Here is a 1,567-nt window from a genome sequence, read left to right as displayed (position 1 = left end):
TCTGCCCGCTGTGGCACGCTGATGTCCCCTCCGACCCGACGTCGGAAAGCACGGCAACCAGCCGTCAGCTACACCACTCCAATGGACACGATCGAAAACTGCTCGGAGGTATCCCTCGTTTTGCAGGAACTCCAGCAGATCACATAGAGGAATCAACGCTACTAAGAAAAGGGAGTCACGGAACGCGGTAGACAAAGCCGAGGTGCGGAAGGTGACTTCTGCGTCCAGCTTCATCAATAGCGGGTTCGGCATAAAAAATGGAGTTCGTGCCGCATAGTCGTCATAGGCAGAGCCGAATTTTGATCTGAGATATTCGCTCTCGCGCCGCGCGGCGTAGGCGAACAGAAAAAAGAAAGTCGGCACGAAAGCGGCTATGATCAAAACGGACCCGATCATCAAACTCACGCCCAGTATCGCCAGCATCGACGAAACGTAAAGCGGGTTCCTGGTTATGGAATAAGGGCCGGTGGTTACTAGGTGTCTGTTCTTGCGTTGGCCGATGTAGAGCGTTGCCCAGAGACGGCCCAGAACACCTGCGATGACGAGAACGACGCCAATGTTCTCAGATAGTTGGTGCAAAGCTGCTCCTGCGTACAGGGGACGAGTTAGGAACACGACAACAAAAAAGGTCGTCGTTGCGAGCCAAAGCCCGCGGATGCGTTTCTTCTGCAAAAAAGGTTTGTTAGTGCTCGATGCCTCCATTCAAACGTCCCTCCCGATCCATTTTGCGTGGCACTTCCAGAACGTTCTTCCACAGGCCCGAAGCTAGCAGGTTATGGGACGACGAGATACTGCGGCAGGCCTGCGTTGGTACCGTGGCAGGAGGAGTAACCCAGAGAGAGGCCCAGTCCGCATTCCTTGCAGCGGCTCTTGATGCAAAGGTAGTGTTCCGGCTCGCCTAGGCGACACGCCCCAATCAGCTTTGTGACTGCGACAAAGCGCTCAGTCAGCCACGCCAATGGCGACCCATATGAGGGAAATCGCTATCAGGATCTTTTCGATGCGCGACCTTGGTTGCTCGGAACAAAGCTCAAAGTTGTTCGATGAAAAGATGGGACGAGCGAACACGGGCTGCTATTCAAGGCCGCCCGCTGTCGTAAAAGTCCCGCGCACGACCCCCAATTTTTGTCGGCGGCCGCCGAGCGAGGCCAAGTTCCACGCAAGGCCGCTAACAAAAAAACCCGCTGAAGGAAGCGGGGTGGGAGTTTGTATTTGAACCCGGCAGTCGCGGTTGCGGGGCAATGGAACATTGAGGCTTCGCTGGGAGAGATTAAGCAAAGCCCGACCCCAAAACGGATAGGGCGCGCTTTCGTTCCTACCTCTTTTGGATGACCCCACCGATTTGGGAAACGAGCGCGCGCTCGCCGATGGCCCTTCAAATGCGCATTTCAATGCTATGGTTTCGTGATTGACCGGAAACGTCCGAATCGACTATTTCCCGCCGGCCGCGCTCATATGCCCCCCCGAGGCGGCACTAGACGACCGATTCCATGAAAGCGGCGTTTGATGGAACCTGACGTGCGCTGGTGGATTCCTGGTTTGAGATTATTCAAATGAGGAGTTTCAT

The 1,567-nt window shown here is 55.3% G+C and carries 1 protein-coding gene; it reads right to left on the bottom strand.

The features are described from left to right. Positions 1–702, bottom strand: a 702-nt coding sequence (locus RHIBUN_RS0132950; protein ID WP_025662885.1) for an isoprenylcysteine carboxylmethyltransferase family protein, incomplete at its 3' end; no start/stop codon positions are given. Between the last annotated feature and the right edge of the window lie 865 nt (positions 703–1,567).

The organism is Rhizobium sp. IBUN (assembly GCF_000510625.1).
GTDB classification, from domain to species: domain Bacteria; phylum Pseudomonadota; class Alphaproteobacteria; order Rhizobiales; family Rhizobiaceae; genus Rhizobium; species Rhizobium altiplani.
This window is presented reverse-complemented; position numbering and strand designations above follow the sequence as displayed.